At 56.1% G+C, this 14590-nt stretch carries 15 protein-coding genes and 1 pseudogene; 6 read left to right on the forward strand and 10 right to left on the reverse strand.

The window, feature by feature from the left end:
* Window positions 1-464 precede the first annotated feature (464 nt).
* The 4 genes from JCM12308_RS06525 to JCM12308_RS06540 all read right to left on the reverse strand — a co-directional run bounded on the left by JCM12308_RS06525 (window position 465) and on the right by JCM12308_RS06540 (window position 4788).
* A complete protein-coding gene (locus tag JCM12308_RS06525; RefSeq protein ID WP_054783206.1) occupies window positions 465-1505 on the reverse strand; it encodes an oxidoreductase in 1041 nt (346 codons plus the stop codon).
* Window position 1506: 1 nt separating this feature from the next.
* Window positions 1507-2403 carry a sugar kinase gene (locus JCM12308_RS06530; RefSeq protein WP_054783207.1) on the reverse strand — a complete coding sequence of 299 codons (897 nt, stop codon included), beginning with the start codon at window positions 2401-2403 and terminating at the stop codon, window positions 1507-1509.
* 213 nt (window positions 2404-2616) lie between these two features.
* Complete coding sequence (locus JCM12308_RS06535) at window positions 2617-4044, reverse strand: sensor histidine kinase (RefSeq protein WP_054783297.1); 1428 nt, start codon at window positions 4042-4044, stop codon at window positions 2617-2619.
* A gap of 27 nt (window positions 4045-4071) precedes the next feature.
* Window positions 4072-4788 (reverse strand): response regulator, encoded by a 717-nt coding sequence (locus JCM12308_RS06540; RefSeq protein ID WP_208608766.1) that lies wholly within the window; start codon window positions 4786-4788, stop codon window positions 4072-4074.
* 326 nt (window positions 4789-5114) lie between these two features.
* On the opposite strand from JCM12308_RS06540, the gene JCM12308_RS29185 reads away from it, so the two are divergent.
* The 6 genes and pseudogenes from JCM12308_RS29185 (at window position 5115) to JCM12308_RS06560 (ending at window position 9217) form a co-directional block, all read left to right on the forward strand.
* Window positions 5115-5354, forward strand: a complete 240-nt coding sequence (locus JCM12308_RS29185) for a hypothetical protein (RefSeq protein WP_208978308.1) — start codon at window positions 5115-5117, stop codon at window positions 5352-5354.
* Window positions 5336-6049 carry an ABC transporter substrate-binding protein gene (locus JCM12308_RS29190; RefSeq protein ID WP_208978309.1) on the forward strand — a complete coding sequence of 238 codons (714 nt, stop codon included), beginning with the start codon at window positions 5336-5338 and terminating at the stop codon, window positions 6047-6049. Before JCM12308_RS29185 ends, JCM12308_RS29190 begins: the two co-directional genes overlap by 19 nt.
* Window positions 6046-6237 (forward strand): hypothetical protein, encoded by a 192-nt coding sequence (locus tag JCM12308_RS29195; protein WP_208978310.1) that lies wholly within the window; start codon window positions 6046-6048, stop codon window positions 6235-6237. Before JCM12308_RS29190 ends, JCM12308_RS29195 begins: the two co-directional genes overlap by 4 nt.
* A 96-nt stretch (window positions 6238-6333) precedes the next feature.
* Window positions 6334-7214, forward strand: a pseudogene (locus JCM12308_RS06550) (carbohydrate ABC transporter permease).
* Entirely contained in the window at window positions 7207-8094 is an 888-nt protein-coding gene (locus JCM12308_RS06555) for a carbohydrate ABC transporter permease (protein WP_054783209.1), read from the forward strand. Before JCM12308_RS06550 ends, JCM12308_RS06555 begins: the two are co-directional and overlap by 8 nt.
* 10 nt (window positions 8095-8104) lie before the next feature.
* Window positions 8105-9217: an ABC transporter ATP-binding protein gene (locus tag JCM12308_RS06560; protein ID WP_054783210.1), complete on the forward strand. Its 1113-nt coding sequence runs from the start codon at window positions 8105-8107 to the stop codon at window positions 9215-9217.
* Window positions 9218-9262: 45 nt separating this feature from the next.
* Here the strand turns inward: JCM12308_RS06560 and JCM12308_RS06565 are convergent, their stop codons facing one another.
* The 6 genes from JCM12308_RS06565 to JCM12308_RS06585 all read right to left on the reverse strand — a co-directional run bounded on the left by JCM12308_RS06565 (window position 9263) and on the right by JCM12308_RS06585 (window position 14415).
* Window positions 9263-10015 (reverse strand): ABC transporter ATP-binding protein, encoded by a 753-nt coding sequence (locus JCM12308_RS06565; protein WP_208978311.1) that lies wholly within the window; start codon window positions 10013-10015, stop codon window positions 9263-9265.
* Window positions 10012-10656, reverse strand: a complete 645-nt coding sequence (locus JCM12308_RS29200) for a FecCD family ABC transporter permease (protein ID WP_208978312.1) — start codon at window positions 10654-10656, stop codon at window positions 10012-10014. Before JCM12308_RS29200 ends, JCM12308_RS06565 begins: the two co-directional genes overlap by 4 nt.
* Window positions 10620-11066: an iron chelate uptake ABC transporter family permease subunit gene (locus JCM12308_RS29205; RefSeq protein ID WP_208978313.1), complete on the reverse strand. Its 447-nt coding sequence runs from the start codon at window positions 11064-11066 to the stop codon at window positions 10620-10622. Before JCM12308_RS29205 ends, JCM12308_RS29200 begins: the two co-directional genes overlap by 37 nt.
* Window positions 11066-12055, reverse strand: a complete 990-nt coding sequence (locus tag JCM12308_RS06575; protein ID WP_083416556.1) for a FecCD family ABC transporter permease — start codon at window positions 12053-12055, stop codon at window positions 11066-11068. Before JCM12308_RS06575 ends, JCM12308_RS29205 begins: the two co-directional genes overlap by 1 nt.
* A gap of 9 nt (window positions 12056-12064) precedes the next feature.
* Window positions 12065-12988: an ABC transporter substrate-binding protein gene (locus tag JCM12308_RS06580; RefSeq protein ID WP_054783211.1), complete on the reverse strand. Its 924-nt coding sequence runs from the start codon at window positions 12986-12988 to the stop codon at window positions 12065-12067.
* Between the two features lie 149 nt (window positions 12989-13137).
* Window positions 13138-14415, reverse strand: coding sequence for an MFS transporter (locus JCM12308_RS06585; protein WP_008550037.1), 1278 nt, complete (start codon window positions 14413-14415; stop codon window positions 13138-13140).
* Between the last annotated feature and the right edge of the window lie 175 nt (window positions 14416-14590).

The raw sequence follows: 14590 nt of genomic DNA on the forward strand, positions 1-14590 counted from the left end.
ATACGTAAAAAGACTAGTGTTACGAGGTGTTACGAATTGTTACAAAGGGAAATATTTCTCATTACATAGAGAATGACTTACTTATAAAACTCAGGGCTAATCTATTAGATCTGTAAGAAAGATTAGTTTGAGTTCTATACTAATATATATCTTGTAATTACATGCAGGTCAGAGCGTACCCTTACGCATTTGCAACAGGTTTGTAACAACAGTTTGATACATTACAGACCAAGTTTTTCACGCTGCTTTGCCCGCAAACTGCCCAAAATCAGATTGTAACAGACAGAAACCGACTACATCCGCACCTGAAGACGTCTTCAGAGCACCGGATTTGGGTCACCGTTTTTTCGTGCGTTGCTATGTGAAATTTGCGTTCAAAGCACGTTTCGTTGCGCGCTTATGTTCTGAACACTGAGGGAAGGAACCGGCGGCAGCACATGGCTGCCACAGGTCAGATCTCAAAATCAAAGGAAGACTGTTCTGGTCTCTTTGTCGCTCAGATAAGCGGCCTCAATGATGCGGATGGTCTGCATGGCATCGTGAGGGGAGACGGGTACTGCGGTACCGTGGCGGATCGCATCCCGCATACCAGCGTAGAAGCGCTCATAGCCACCTTTCTGGCTTGGTACAGGTTTACCTTCACCAGCTTCATCATAAAGGGTGCCCCAGTCGTCTTCCGCTTCAACACCCCAGTCAGAACGAGCTGGTCCGCCACCGGCCTTCAGCATGTCCTCTTGTGGATCCATGCCATAGGTGATGTAGGTGGCTTTATCCCCGCTCACCTGAAAGCGGGGGCCTTGCTCTGTGCTGAGGCAGTTGCCGTGCAGGATGACGTCACAGTCGTCATAGCCGAGCACAAGGTGGAAGTGATCCACCGCCGCTGCATCTTTGCGCTGAACACGCAGTTTCGCCTGAACCGACTTTGGCGTGCCAAACAGGCAGAGCGCCTGATCGATGCCATGGGCACCCAGATCATACAGAATGCCTGCACCGGGGATATCTTGCTCGCGCCAGCGGCCTTTGATGTCCGGGCGGTAGCGATTGTAGTTGCACAAGTAAGAGTGCACTTTGCCGAGGCGGCCTGTTTCCATCAGGTCCTGCAGTGTCAGGAAATCACAGTCGAAGCGGCGATTGTGATAGACGGAGAGCTTCAGATCTTTCTGCTCTGCAATCTCAATCAGCTCTTTGGCTTCTGCACTGGTGATAGTGAATGGCTTTTCAACCACCACATGCTTGCCAGCGAGCAACGCCTTTTTGGCATGATCGTAGTGCAGCGTGTTGGGCAGGCTAAGAACGACAAGCTCGATCTCCGGCTGCTCTAACACCTCTTCAAAAGAGGTGTAGGGTGTGCAGTCCGGCAGTTTGCTCTTCACGAGATCCGGTTTGCTGGAAACAACGGCAGCCAGCTCGATCCCGTCAACGAAAGTCAGCAGCGGGGCGTGGAAGCTTTGGCCGGAAACGCCAAAGCCCACCAGCGCCGTCTTTACAGGTTGATCAGCGCTCATATTACTCATCGCCTGCAGGGAAGTTCTTTTGCACGTTGTCCAGATCCAGAACCGTTGGCAAAGATGCTTCGTTGCCGAGGAACTGAATGGCGTGCGCAGAAGCTGCGCGGGCGGTTTTGAAGTGATCTTCCCAGCTGCCTTTTGGATCAGCCAGATACGCGTAAACGTATGCGCCGTGGAAGGTATCACCCGCACCGTTGGTGTCGATGACTCGGCTCTTTGGCACCTTCAACGCTGGCTGGCGTTTGATCGGGCATTTGTCTTCGTACCACAGCAGACCTTGCTCGCCCTGAGTCACACCGCCCACCTTCACGCCTTTGGCGCGCAGGTATTCCAGCGTGTCTTCAGGTGACTTGCCAAGCTGCTCACAGAACAGTTCAGAAACAATCGCCACATCGATGTAATCGAGCAGTTCCTCGGTGTTCTCGCGAACCGCACCGCCGTCCAGAGAGGTCAGAATGCCGTGCTTGCGGCACAGTTTGGCGTAGTGCAGAGCAGCGTGTGGGATGTGGCCATCCACGTGCAGGGCCTGACAGCCTGCAAGGTTGAGATCCGGGAACGGATGCAGGAAGTCGTTGTCACGACAACGGACAATCGCGCGCTTGCCATCTTTCGGCATGATGAAGGAGAGAGAGCTTTCTTTCACCTTACAGCTATGGATCGGAATGGAGTATTTCGCGGCCATATCGCGGAACATGCGGGAGAGCCAGTCGTCTGCCATGGAGCACAACAGGTCTGGCGCGATGCCCAGCTTGGCACAAACAAAAGCTGCGGTGACGGCGTTGCCGCCGAAGCTGACTGCATAATCCTGCGCGATCGCCTTTTCGTCGCCTTCCGGCATGGTCTCTGACAAAAAGGTTACGTCGATGTAGGACTGGCCAATGAATAGCGCTTTCATCCTGTACTCCATTATAGTCCGGCCCCACTGCCCAAATGCAGTGAGAGCACCCTCCGCTTTTAAAGGCGGATTTCTAAATGATGTCCTAGGGAAATCATGAAACTGGTCACTCGGCAAACCTGATGTTTCAACTTGTTACATTACAGGTTGTTTTTGCAGATCTTTCCCCAAAATGAAGGGTGGGATGAGGAAAACTACGCAGGGCGTGATTCTTTAAAGTTCGCGGGGCAGTTTTACGAAGATGCAGAACTTGCCTTCTGCCGTTTCGCCAAGGCTGATCTCTCCGCCATGGGCGTTGATGATCTGCTTGACGATGGACAGGCCGAGGCCAACACTGGAAGAGCGTGTGCGTTCCACACTGTCATTGCGGAAGAACGGCTCAAACACCTTCTCATGCAGATGAGGTGGGATGCCGGGGCCGGGATCGCTGATGGAAACAAGCAACTGATCATTCTCAAGGTTCTGCATTTCAACCGTGGCCGCACCGCCATATTTGAGCGCGTTATCAATGAGATTGCTGAAGGCGCGGCGCAACGCCGTGGGCTGGCCATTCATGACGGCGCGGCCTTCCACTTCCAGCTCAACCTCGCCGCCACCGCCGAAAATGTTGCGGCTCTGGTCTGTCATCTTGTGGCGTTGCGGCACGAAGACAACATCGTTGCCCGTGTCCATGTAATCATCACAAAGCGATTGAAGCAGTGCGGCGAGGGAGAGCTGCTGAGGCTCTTCCAGCAGCGCGTTGAACCGCAGAAAATCAAGGGAAGCTGCGATAAGGCGGGTCATCTCCTCTACATCATGCAGCATGCGATTGCGCAGGGAGGTGGACTCAATCTGCTCCAGCCGCAGGCGCAAACGGGTGGCGGGTGTGCGCAGGTCATGGCTGATGGAGGCCAGCATGCGCTTTTGCTCTTCCAGCAGCTGCGCCCGGGCCTCCTGCTCTCGTACAAGCGTATCCTGCAGGGCGACGGCTTCCTCCGTATCCCACGGTTTCAGCTCTGCGCGCTCATACTTGGCGAGAGACCGGAAAGGAGCAGCAGTGTAATGCACGAGGCTGCGGGCCAGAACAAACACCAGCGTGATGCAAAGAGCCGCGATGATGAAGAGCACCGGTTCTGTCATCCGGTCCTGCCACAGTTTCGGGAATGTGATCAGGCGATTGCCTTGTCCATCCGGTAAGGTCAGGTAGAGCTGAACAGCCTTATCCTGCCGTGTGACAGCCTGCGCAAAAGCGCCCAGATTATCAAGCTGATAGGTTGGATTGGATTGGTCGTGTGTGATCAGATCTGCCCGTGGCAAGTTGCCTGCAAACACCAATTCAGCTGCGAGTCTGAGTCTGTCCTCCTCAATGATAAAAGGAAGAGAAGAGGCATCGCCAGAAAGCGCTGGTTTGCCAGCTTCAACCACCTGCAGATAGGTGCCTGCAAAGGGCGCTGGTGCGGAGCTTCCCAGCAAAGACGAGCGAACGTATTGGCTCAGTTCAGCACCGGCCTCAAAGGAGTTGGCGAGCGCCAGCTCTCTGTTGTTGTAGGCATTGAGCGTGAGCCCCAGAACCACAAAGATCGACAGCACCGCGGTGATGAGAACCACAACCATACGGCGTTCAAGTGATCTGGGAAGGATGCTCAGGATCAGTCCTGACACGGCCACGCTCTTTCCGGTGCTCTCACATTACACTCGCGTTACGCTTTGAGAAAACAGATAGCCCTGATGGCGCACTGTGGTGATGAAGTCGGTGTTTGGATCAGTCTGAGCCAGCTTTTTGCGTAGGCGGCTGATCAGAATATCGATGCTGCGATCATGGGAATTCACCTTGGCACCGCGCAGCACGCGACCCAGCGTATCGCGGGAGATCGGCTTTTGCGGTGACTTCACAAAAGTCAGCAGAGCATCAAACTCGGAAGAGCTGAGATGCACCAGCACACCGTCCGGCGCTGTCAGGTGGCGGGTTGCTTCATCCAGCTTCCAGCCGCTGAACTCAAAGCGCTGCGCTTTGGGCGCTGCTGCTGTTTCAACGTCTTCCGTGCGGCGAAAAATGGCAAAGATACGGGCCTGCAACTCTCTGGGGTTAAACGGCTTTTCCAGATAGTCATCTGCACCCAGCTCCAGCCCGACAATGCGTTCTGTATCACCGGTAATGGCGGAGATGATGATGATTGGCATCTTGGAGGTCTGACGCACGCGCTGGCACAAGGTCAGCCCGTTTTCTCCCGGCAGCATGATGTCCAGAACCATCAGATCAATGTGGTTGGTGTCCAGAAGCTCCATGGCTTCTTCCGCCGAGTTTGCGGTGAACACGGTGTACCCACGATCTTTCAGGAAGTCTGCCGTCAGGCTGGCGATTTCCTCATCATCGTCAACAATCAGCAGTGTTTTGTTCGAGAGCATCATACCTCGGTGTACCCATTTCAATCCCAACCAGCTCACTCTGGCCCAGTGCTGTATAACAAAACATTTGGCCGCGGCGAGAGGAATGTGTATGCGTCAGGTTGTCTTGCACGTGCAAGTTCATTGGATTGTGTGTTTATACGAGATAAATTGAAGAAAGAGTTTGCTAGAAGCGTCCTCTGACCATCCATCGGGAGAGTGTAATGGGCAGCCAGCGTCTCAGCTTGGTCGCACTTGCTGTTTTACTCAGTAGCATAACGGCGCAGGCCGCACCCACAGCCGAAGTTCTGCATTTCTGGACGTCAGGCGGGGAGGCACGCGCCGCGTTGTCGCTGAAACACGCCTTTGAAGCCCGCGGCGGCGTATGGGATGACGCGCCTGTGGCAGGCGGTGGTGGTGATGCCATGGCCGCCGTTCTGCGCGCCCGCGTGCTGGCCGGAGTGCCGCCCTCGGTGGCGCAGGTCAAAGGCCAGAACATCAAGGAATGGGCCGCCGTTGGCGCGCTGGAAGGCTCAACACAGTTGCAGACGAGCAAAACTGGGACGCATTGCTGCCGGATCTTCTGAAAGAGACCGTGCAGTATCAGGGCGAGTATGTGGCCGTCCCCCTGAACATTCACCGGGTGGACTGGATCTGGGCCAACCCAAAGGTGCTCGACAAGGTTGGCGTCACACCTCCGCAAACATGGGATGAGTTCAACAAGACCGCTGAAAAGATCAAGGCCGCTGGCTTCATTCCGCTGGCCCATGGCGGCCAGCCCTGGCAGGACGTAACCTTGTTTGAGGTGGTACTGCTGGGCATCGGCGGCGCGGATTTTTACAAGCAGGTCTATCTGGATCTGGATCAGGAAGCCTTGCATTCAGACACCATGATCAAGGTGTTTGACCAGATGCGTAAACTCAGCACCTATGTGGACCCCGGCGCTCCGGGCCGTGAGTGGAACCTTGCCACCGCCATGGTGATGCGCGGTGAGGCGGCCATGCAGATCATGGGCGACTGGGCCAAGGCGGAATTTCTGACCGCAGGCCTCAAGTACGGCGAAGACTTCATCTGTGTTTCAGCTCCGTCCAGCGGCGGTTACATCATCAACTCCGACAGCTTCGCCATGTTTCAGGTCTCTGATGAAGAACAGCAGAAAGGCCAGCTGCTGATGGCCTCCATGTTGCTGGATGAGGATGTGCAGAAGGAGTTCAACCTGCTGAAAGGCTCCATTCCTGCCAGACTGGGGGTGAGTTTGGAGGCTTTGACGAATGCGCCATGAAATCCAGCGAGGATCTGGTGCTCAATGAAGCCCGCAACACCGTCGTTGGCTCCATCGCCCACGAGCTTGTGCAGTCCGGCGCGGTACGCGGTGCCTTTCTGGATGTGGTGACAGAGCACTTCAACACCAACATGTCTTCACAGGAAGCTGTCGAAAAGCTTGCCGAGACCGTAATCCTAGCAGATTGATTTCCCAAGGGCAGTCAGAGTAAAGGGTACGCACTGACACCCAAACCAGCACTGAGCAAAGAGAGCCCCATGTCCAACCCCCAGCAGCGCAAGCAGATGTCTGTTCTTGACAGACTGCAGCGATATTTGCCGCAGCTGGTCGTTGGTCCGCCATTCTTACTCATCGTGTTCTTCGTGTATGGGTTTATCGCGTGGACGGGCTTCATTTCGCTCACCAACTCCCGCATGCTGCCCACCTTCGATTTTCAGGGCATCCAGCAATATGTGCGCCTGCTGGCCATGGACCGCTGGAACGTGGCTTTTCATAACCTGTTGATTTTCGGCAGTCTTTACATCCTGTTCGCCATCACCATCGGCTGCGTGCTGGCCGTGCTGCTGGACCAGCGCATCCGCGCCGAAGGGGCGTTGCGCACCATCTATCTCTACCCCATGGCGATCAGCTTCATCGTCACCGGTACGGCGTGGAAATGGATCCTGAACCCGTCCCTCGGCATCGAAAGCTACATGCAACAGCTGGGGTGGGAGAGCTTTCAGTTCGACTGGATCGTCAACCGGGATATGGCCATCTATGTGGTGGTCCTCGCCGCTGTCTGGCAGGCCTCGGGCTTCGTGATGGCCCTGTTCCTCTCTGCCCTGCGCACCGTGATGAGGACATTATCCGCGCGGCTCATCTGGATGGCGCCAGCACCACCCGCATCTACTTCGGCATCATCCTGCCGTCCCTGCGACCCGTGTTTCTCTCGGCTTTCGTCATTCTCGCGCACCTGTCCATTAAGAGCTTTGACCTTGTGGTGGCGCTGACAAATGGCGGTCCGGGCTATTCTTCGACGCTGCCCGCCAACTTCATGTACGAGATGGCCTTCCGCCGCAATCAGATCGGCCTTGGCGCCGCCTCCGCCATGATGATGCTGGCCACAGTGGCCGCGATCATCGTGCCCTATCTTTATTCAGAGTTGAGGGCAAAGCGCCATGGCTGACCCCAAAACACTCCCCGGCGCCAGCGGCAAACGCTACCTGCTTGGCCGTCTCTTCATCTGGACCCTGCTGCTCGCCGCCGCCGTGCTCTATCTGGGTCCAATCTACGTGGTGCTCTCCACCTCCCTGAAGGATCTCGCTGAAATCCGGGCAGGCGCTCTGCTGGACTTGCCCCACGAGCTCAACTTCACCGCCTGGCGTGAGGCCTGGTCCAGTGCCTGCATCGGCGTGCGTTGTGAGGGTCTACGGCCATACTTCCTCAACTCGGTGATCATGTCCGTGCCATCCGTGGTGATCTCCACTCTGATCGGTGCCCTGAGCGGTTACGCCCTGTCGCTCTTCCGTTTCCGCGGTGCCAACATCATCTTCGCCCTGATGCTGTTCGGCTGCTTCATCCCGTTCCAGATCGTCATTCTGCCCATGGCCCAAACCCTCGGGTTTCTGGGCATTGCCAACTCCATCACTGGCCTGATTGTGGTGCACACCATCTACGGCATCAGCTTCACCACACTGTTCTTCCGCAACTATTATGTGTCCGTGCCCCAAGAGCTGGTGCGGGCGGCCACCATGGACGGGGCAGGGTTCTTCCGCATCTTCTGGCACATCATGCTTCCGCTCTCCGTGCCCATCATCGTGGTCTCGGTAATCTGGCAGTTCACGCAGGTGTGGAACGAATTCCTCTTCGGCGCCAGCTTCACCTCCGGCGGAGCGCAGCCGGTGACCGTGGCGCTCAACAATCTCATCAACTCCACCACCAGCGTAAAGCAGTACAACGTGGATATGGCCGCCGCCCTCATCGCCGCAGCGCCGACCCTTGTTGTTTACATCATCGCAGGCAGGTTCTTCGTGCGCGGGCTCACCGCCGGCGCAGTCAAAGGCTAGAGGCTTATTTATGGCGACCATATCCATCGAACATGCGTCCAAGTCCTTTGGCTCAACAGAAGTTCTGAAAGACATCTCCCTTGATGTGAAAGACGGTGAGTTTCTCGTCCTGCTCGGGTCCTCCGGCTGCGGCAAGTCCACACTGCTCAACATCATCGCAGGGCTGGAACCCATCGCGGACGGTGAAATCCGGCTGGATGGGGAAGTGGTCAACGACGTCCATCCCAAGAACCGCGACATCGCCATGGTGTTCCAAAGCTATGCGCTCTATCCAAACATGACGGTGGAACGCAACATCGCGTTTGGCCTGGAAATGCGCAGGATCAGCAAGGCTGAGCGCAAAGCCGCCGTGCGCGAGGTGGCCAGCATGCTGCAGATCGAGCATCTGCTTGCCCGCAAACCAGCGCAACTTTCAGGCGGCCAACGCCAACGCGTCGCCATGGGTCGCGCCCTGGTGCGCCGCCCCAAGATCTTCCTGTTTGACGAGCCGCTCTCCAATTTAGACGCCAAACTGCGCGGCGAAATGCGCACGGAGATCAAGAAGCTCCACCAGACCCTCAAGGCCACCATGGTCTATGTGACCCATGACCAGATCGAGGCCATGACGCTGGCAGACCGCATCGCCATCATGAAAGACGGCATTATCCAGCAGATCGGCACGCCGCAAGAGATCTACAGCAAACCCGCCAACATGTACGTCGCCGGCTTCGTCGGCGCACCGCCCATGAACTTTGTCAAGGTAGATTTGGTGAAGCAGGACGACCAACTCGGCGTCATTCTCCCTGCTGTCCTGAAAGGTGAGCCCAAAGACTATTTCCTCCCACTCCCAGCTTCAAAACAACTGGAGCCCCGCGAAAACACCAAGGTCATCCTCGGCCTACGCCCCGAAATGATCACCCACAACGCCTTCGCAGCCCCCAACATCCCACAGATCGAATGCGACGTTGAACTCCTCGAACCCACCGGCGCCGACACCCTCTGCCTCCTCCACCTATCCGGCCACCCCGCCAAAGCCAGAGTTTCCCCCTTGTTCGCATGTAACCCGGGGGAGAGCATGGTGTTTTCCGTTGATATGGAACGCGTGTGCCTGTTTGACGGGGAGAGTGAGGCGTTGATTGGGTAGGGCTATGGCAGGTTCCTTATTCTAGATCCATTTCTCAAACAGGCGTCACCACTGGCGTCTGCGACACCGGGTCAGCATAAACGTTGGTTGCGATCTCGTAGACGGAGCTGACCAGGGAGGGGCTGACCACATCGTGTGGGGTGCCTTCTGCGAAGAGGGCGCCGTTTCGCATGACGATGAGGTGATCGGCGTAGCGCGATGCCTGGGCGATGTCGTGAAGGACGACGACGACCGTGCGGCCCTGACTGTTGAGCTGCTGGAGCAGATCCAGCGTCTCGTACTGATAGCGGATATCCAGATAGCTGGTGGGTTCGTCCAGCATGATGTAGGGCGTATCCTGAGCCAGACACATGGCGATGAAAGCCGCTGGCGCTGACCGCCGGAAAGGTCTTTCAAAGCGCGATCCTTGAAGCTGTAAAGCCCGGATGTGTGCAGGGCCTCTTCAACAATTTCGACATCACGGCGACTGCGAATGCCTAGTATGGATTGATGCGGTGCGCGGCCATAGCCAACCAGCTGCTCAACGTTGATGCCAGTCGGCACAACCGGGCTTTGCGGAAGAAAAGCAATCTGCCGCGCCACGGTTTTGGCAGGCAGCCGATGGATCTCCTTCCCATCAACGGTAATGCTGCCCGTGTTGAGCTTGTTGATCTGGCCAATGGTCTTCAGCAGCGTGGATTTTCCGCAGCCGTTAGGGCCGATCAAAGCCGCATAACTGCCTTTCTGAATGGTCAGGTTGATGCTTTGAAGTGAAAACTCTTCGTAGCCAGAAGTCACGTTTGAAAGAACGATGCTCATGCGCTCTGTCCTTTTTGAGATCTGGTCATGATCCAGATGAAATAGGGGGCGCCCAGCATGGCGCTCAAAATACCTGCGGAAACCTCAATCGGCGGCGCAATGGCACGCCCGACAGCATCTGCTAGAACAACCAATAGGGCGCCCACCAGTGCAGCCGTTGGCAGCAGTACTCGATGTCTGCCACCAACCAGAGATCGGCTGATGTGAGGAGACATGAGGCCGATAAAGCCGATCACACCGACTACGCCTACCGAGATACTGGCCAGTAACGTGGCCACACCCAGCAGCAACAGCCGCATCTTATTGGTGCTCTGACCTAGACCGCGTGCCGTCTGGTCTCCCAGTTGTTGCAAATCCAGTTGATAGGACAGCACCATGGTCAGACCCAGCAGACTGATCAGTGGCAGCCAGATGGAGTGCACATGCGCCCAGGTGCGCGCCCACAAGGAGCCGGTCAGCCACACGAGTGGATTGGAAATCTCCAATGTGGCCGCTGTCACCAGCAGGTAATCAACGCCCGCATCACACACCATGCCCACCGCAATGCCCACCAAAGCAAGACGGGCAGGAGAGACCTGACGCAAGTGCGCTGCAAACAGAACAATCACCGCTGCAACGATGCCGCCCAAAGCAGCTGCCACGGCAGATAGGTGACGGGCATCTCAGGCAGGAACATGATTGTCCCCAAAGCGGCCAGCGCAGCACCCGAGTTGATGCCCATGATCTTCGGGCTCGCCAACGGATTTCGCACAATCGCCTGCACAATCACACCGGAAACAGCAAGGCTCGCGCCGGCCATAAGGGCAATCAGAACGCGGGGCAGGCGAGACTTCCAGATGATGTAGGTCTGCTTTGGCCCTTCAAGATCAAACAGGCTGTTGATGATCACATCCAGCGGAATGCTGACAGCACCCACGCCAAGGCTGATCATGCTGGCAGTGATGCAGGCAATGAACAGCAGCAGCTGAACACGGAACGCTTTGGTGCCACGATGGGTTTTAAAGTCCACCCGCCATTGAGGAGGCGCGGAGGTCTCGGAGAGCACGCTCATCAGTCAATCTCCTTGGCAGTGATGGTCAGGTAAAGAAAGTAAGGTGCACCAATCAAAGCGGAGACCACGCCAACGGCTGTCTCCTCAGGAAAGTTGATCAGCTTGGAAACGCCATCTGCGACCAGCATCAGGGTCGCGCCGCACAGCATCACAGCAGGAACCAGTACACGGTGATCCGTTCCAAACCCAGCACGGCACAAATGCGGAATGATAAGACCCACAAACATTACTGGGCCAGCTACGGAAACAGAAACGCCGGTCAAAATAGAAGCAAGCAGAATGCCGAACAGCAGGGTAAAACGTGGGTCAGAGCCAAGCCCCTTCGAGGCAGCTTCCCCAAGCGCCATCAGATTGAGCTTGTGAGACATGAAGAATGTCATCACACCAGCAGCCAGACACCACACCAGCAGTGGCGTGGCCTGCTTCCAGCGCACATCGGCAATGTCACCGGTTGTCCATTGAATAACGGAAAGCGCCAGTTCGTCATCCAGCGTAAACGTAAAGCGCACCAGCGCGAATGCGAAAGCACTGACAGCCACCCCGGAAAGGATCAGGCGCAGAGCACTGAGCGTGCCCTTCAATCCACCCGCAAGCGTCAGGGTCAGGCCACCAGCAAAGGCGGCACCCAGCACGGCCATGGTGTCGATGTTAAAGATCACGAGAGATGGAAACACCAGCCCGATGGCAATTCCAAGGGCAGCACCCTGGTTGATGCCGAGGATGGAGGGAGAGGAAAGCGGGTTGCGAGTTGTGGCCTGCAGCAGCAACCCGGCAAGGCTCAAGTTGGCGCCAATCAACGCAGCAATCAGAGTACGTGGGGCACGAATGTCCCAGATAATGGAAAGGCTCTGCTCATCCAGCTGCGCAGACAGCGCGCTCAGGATCTGATCAAAGCCGATATCTTGCCGGCCACCTGTGGCAAGGGACAGCGCCGCTCCTGCGAGCAGCGCCATCCCCATAAGGCTCCAGTACATGGCAGTCAATGGCATGTGCGGGACTTAGTTTTGAACTTGCTTCATGATTTCAAGCAGATCAGTGGCGGTCATCTCTGCAGCCACCATGCCGCGCAGACGAGACCACACATGTGCTTCCACATGGAACACGCGATTGTTCTTCACGGCGCTGATGTTTTCATATAGCGCTTCACCCTTCCAGCCATCAGCAAAGGATGGTGTTGCGTATGGGCCGAGAATGAGAATGTCCGGGTTGACCGCAGATAGCTGCTCCAGTGAGGTCTTCACATAGTTGGATTCATAAACCGCACCATTGGTCGGCTTCATGCCGCTGGCAAAACCAAAGCCCTTCAGCAAAGAGCCATTGTAGGAAACTGGGGAGTGCAGCCACAGACCTTTGGCATTCGCTACACCAAACTGGATTTTGTAGTGGCCAGCATTTTTGAACTGCGCACCAATCTCCGCCATTTTGGCCTTGTGCGCCTCAACGCGGGCTTTCATCTCATCGGCTTTGCCAACAGCAGCACCAATGGCTTCCAGCTGCGCAATCGCGGAAGGGTAGTCGCCGCCGAGGCTATCAAACACGACGGTTGGTGCGATTTCGGATAGGGTCTCATAGGCCGCAGTGTGACGGGTCTTATCAGCAATGATCAGATCCGGACCCAGTGAGGCAATCACTTCAAGGCTTGGGGTCTTGCGGGTGCCAACAGAAACCCAGTCATGACCAATCTTGTCGGTGTACGCGCTGATGATGCGATCACGCTTCTTGTCGTCCGCAACACCCACTGGTGCCACACCAACAGCAGCTAGTGCGTCCACAAAGCTGTATTCCAGCACAACAATGCGCTGTGGCTGATCAGGAACGGTGGTGGTGCCCAGCTCGTGCTTGACGTCCCGTGCAGAAGCACCAAAGGCAACAAGTGTGGAAAGGGCACCGGCAATGGCAGCAGCGAAAAGATTGGTTTTCATGAGCTTGACTTCTCAAAAGGATTAGCAAAAGCAACGGTTGTGTTCCGAGCTATTGTATACCTGATAATTATAGTCAAGTTTAAATAGGAGTTTTAACCTCATATTTATTCGTTAACGCAGGCATCCGGTGGATACCTGCGCAAAACCACTTAAGACGAAGGTTGCTCCGACATCTCGTCCACTTCCATTTCCTTGGCCACTTCTTCGTCCGCCAGAATAATCGTTTGCGGTGTCGCAGTGCGCGTTGGAGCAGAAGGAACAAACACACTCTTCTCGCTCTCCGCCACAGCAGAACGCTGAGTAAGGCGCCACAGGGTGAAGGCAAGAATGAGCGCGTGAGCTGCAAAGGTGGACATAAACAGGCCAATCGACCCAAACACGCTCATCAGCACACCACCCAGAAACGGCCCGATCATGGAACCAACACCCAGCATCAGCAACAAGCCACCACTGGTCTGCATGGCATCCCCTGCATCCGCGTGGTCATTCGCGTGCGCAACCAGCACAGGGTAGAAGGTGTAGATCGCCGCGCCAAAGATCACAGCAGACGCAATGGCAATGTTGGCGCTGCTGGTATCGGCAAACAGGAAGATACAGTCCGCCGCCAGCGCGACCATGGCAATCGCAATCACCACAAAGCGTCGGTCTGTGCGGTCAGAGATCATGCCAATCGGCACCTGTGCAAACGCACCTGCCAGAATGGAAGCACTTACAAACAGCGTAATACTGGCAATCGGCAAACCAACTTGACCACCATACACCGCCGCCAGCGTGCCAAAGCTACCGTTGGAAACGCCGGTCAGCGTAACGGCAACCACGGCCACTGGAGAGTTCCGCCACAGCCGCTTCAGATCCAGCTTCACCTGCGCCAGTGGAGCTGGGGCAGGGGTGCGGGTGACGGCAGTTGGAATAAGCGCCACCACATAAAACATCGAGGCGATGACAAAGAACTCAAAGCCATCAATCGGTCCCATGGAAAGCACGACCTGACCGGCAGTGGTCGCAGCAAGGTTCACCATGGTGTAGGTGCCAAAGATCACGCCGCGGTTGCCCGGGTTGGAGCGTTCCGTCAGCCAGCTCTCAACGATCATCGCCGCACCGGCAAAGGCAAAGCCCGCCAGAGAGCGGAAAGCAACCCATGCAATCGGATCAACCAGCAATGATGAGGCAAGCACAGAAAGACACGCCAGCGATGCCATCACCCCAAAAGCGCGAATATGGCCTGCCCGCTGCACGATCTTCGGCACGCTCAAGCAGCCAGTCACATAACCAATCGCCCAGCCCGTACCAAGCAGACCAAGCGAGAGAGAAGAGAACCCCTCAAACGTACCACGCAGAGGCAAATGCATGCCGGTTACACCACCGGCAAAAAACAGAAAGGCGGACCCCAGCAGCAAGGACGCAATGGGAAGCAGGAACTGGCGCATGGCAACTACTCAGAAAATGGGCAGGTATCCCTGAAAAGACGAAGCCCCGAAAATCACAGTAGACGATAGAACCACACCCCCACCCAAAACGCGACAGCTTTCTTCACACACCTCTGTTTGAGAACACCTTTTCCCAAAATCCCCAAACCCTCACGGAAACGCAGCGTAGGAAACG

The organism is Pseudovibrio denitrificans JCM 12308 (assembly GCF_001310815.1).
In the GTDB taxonomy this organism is placed as follows: Bacteria; Pseudomonadota; Alphaproteobacteria; order Rhizobiales; family Stappiaceae; genus Pseudovibrio; species Pseudovibrio denitrificans.